This is a genomic window from Pseudoalteromonas sp. Z1A6 (assembly GCF_011378745.1).
GTDB lineage: Bacteria > Pseudomonadota > Gammaproteobacteria > Enterobacterales > Alteromonadaceae > Pseudoalteromonas > Pseudoalteromonas arctica.
This window is the reverse complement of sequence record NZ_WTKW01000497.1, coordinates 1-2,262: the sequence shown is the minus strand read 5'-3', so window position 1 is coordinate 2,262 and position 2,262 is coordinate 1. Positions and strand designations below refer to the sequence as shown.

General features: G+C 38.2%; 1 protein-coding gene. It reads left to right on the top strand.

Annotation, left to right across the window (positions count from 1 at the left end):
• Positions 1–403 precede the first annotated feature (403 nt).
• Positions 404–1,963 (top strand): BCCT family transporter, encoded by a 1,560-nt coding sequence (locus tag GQR46_RS18875; protein WP_165728893.1) that lies wholly within the window; start codon positions 404–406, stop codon positions 1,961–1,963.
• Positions 1,964–2,262: the final 299 nt, after the last annotated feature.

The following is a 2,262-nucleotide window of genomic DNA, read 5'->3' as shown; positions in this document are numbered from 1 at the left end:
GAGATTAATTATGCATTTGACTATTAATATACTTAGCCTTATGTATCTTGTTCTATCGCTGTATTTTCCATCTCTTTATTTATATTGCTATTTCTGTTTTCCTAACCCCTTCAAAATTGTTGTTTTATATTTGTTTATTATTAAAAATAGCTGTAAGCAAGGCTTTACTATTGTGTAAATTCACTATTAATAATTAGAGTACCGTTGGATTAGGTGGCTGAAAAGGGTAAAATATTTACAAGTTGGCAGTTAAGATATTTGTTATGGCATTTTCTAAACTCGGAATAAAGTAAGATCGAAAGATAATTTAACCTTTTGATTCGCGTCGCTTCATTTCGTATTTAGGGTGGGTGTTGTGGTATGTCGCTATGTCGGTAACTAAAAATCCATCAAGAGACGATAAATGAGCACTACTGGAGTAACAAAACAACATGAGGATGAGCATTCATCTACAATAAAGTATTTGGTAGGGGTAGATATACCGGTATTTTTAATCAGTGGTGGCATTCTTGTGCTATTTGCTGTGCTAGCACTTTATGATATTGATTTGATGTCGAGTTGGATCAATACCGCCTTTGCTTTTTCTACTAAGACGTTTGGTGCCTTTTGGCAAATATTATTGCTTTCGACCTTTATAATTGGGTTGTTTTTAGCCTTTGGACGTACCGGAAAAGTGGTATTAGGTGGTTTAAAAAAGCCAGAGATTAACACCTTTAAGTGGATCAGCATTATTATGTGTACACTCCTTGCTGGTGGTGGGGTGTTTTGGGCTGCTGCTGAGCCCATGGCGCATTTTATTTCGCCGCCGCCAATTTTTGGTGGTGAGTCAGGGATTAAAGAGGCTGCATTTAATGCTTTAGCGCAAAGCTTTATGCATTGGGGGTTTTTAGCCTGGGCTATTTTAGGCAGCCTTACAGGCATAGTTTATATGCATTTACATTACGAAAAAGGTTTACCGCTTAAGCCACGTACTTTGTTGTATCCGGTATTTGGTGAGCGCGTAATGAAAGGCGCATTTGGTGCTATTGTCGATTCGTGTTGTGTTATAGCTGTAGTAGCAGGCACGGTAGGCCCTATTGGTTTTTTAGGGTTGCAAGTAAGTTTTGGTTTAGAAAAGCTATTTGGTATTCCAGATACTTACACCACTCAAGTGGCTATTTTATTTGGTTTAATTGCAATTTATACTCTATCTGCTGTAAGTGGCGTCACTAAAGGAATTCAATTACTCAGTCGCTTTAATGTAATTTTAGCCGTAGCGTTAATGCTGTTTATTTTGCTGATGGGGCCTACAGCTTTTATTTTTGATAGCTATATTCATTCGTTTGGGCTTTATATTAATAACTTTATTCCTATGGCCACTTTTCGTGCCGATACCGCCTGGTTAGACTGGTGGACGGTATTCTTTTGGGGCTGGTTTTTAGGTTATGGACCTTTAATGGCTATGTTTGTTGCACGAATTTCACGCGGCCGTACTATTCGCGAAATGATCACGCTTATCTCAATAATTGCTCCTGTTATTACTTGTTTTTGGTTTACGATAGTGGGTGGTTCAGGTATATTTTTTGAGTTAGCAAACCCGGGTGTTATTTCAGAACCCTTTGCGGGCTTAAATTTACCCGCTGCACTGTTGGCTATTACTGAGCAGCTGCCTATGGGCTTTGTTATATCGGTGTTGTTTTTAATTTTAACCACAATATTTGTAGCAACCACAGGTGACTCCATGACCTACTCGGTATCTATGGTAATGACGGGTAACGATCATCCGCAAACACCCGTTAGAGTGTTTTGGGGCATTATGATGGGGGTTATGGCAGCAATATTAATTTCGATAGGTTCAGGTGGTATTTCTGCACTGCAGTCGTTTATTGTAGTAACCGCCGTACCTGTATCATTTGTGTTGTTACCATCACTTTGGACTGCCCCACAAATTGCGAAAAAAATGGCTACTGAGCAAGGTTTATAAGCAATAGGTATTAAAGCTAAATAAAGGATTGATTGCCCAACGTGAGGTAATCAATCTTATTTATAGATTAGCGCCCCCTGCATCGAGTCTAGAGTGGTCGGGGTTTTCTACCAAGACCCCCATACCGAGATAATTTATTTTTAGCCAAATATCTTCGTCAATTCCGATCCCATGATTAACTGAGTAATTTTTGTTTTTTTCAATTTTTCAGCGCTAATCATATAACTGTTATCACTTTTAAGTGAGGTAGTTATACCAACCTGCATAAATATTTGATCAATTTAACGAATTAAATTGCA

Excerpts from the sequence above, each read along its gene's own strand:
- GQR46_RS18875 (WP_165728893.1), top strand. The coding sequence starts at position 404 with ATGAGCACTACTGGAGTAACAAAACAACATGAGGATGAGCATTCATCT.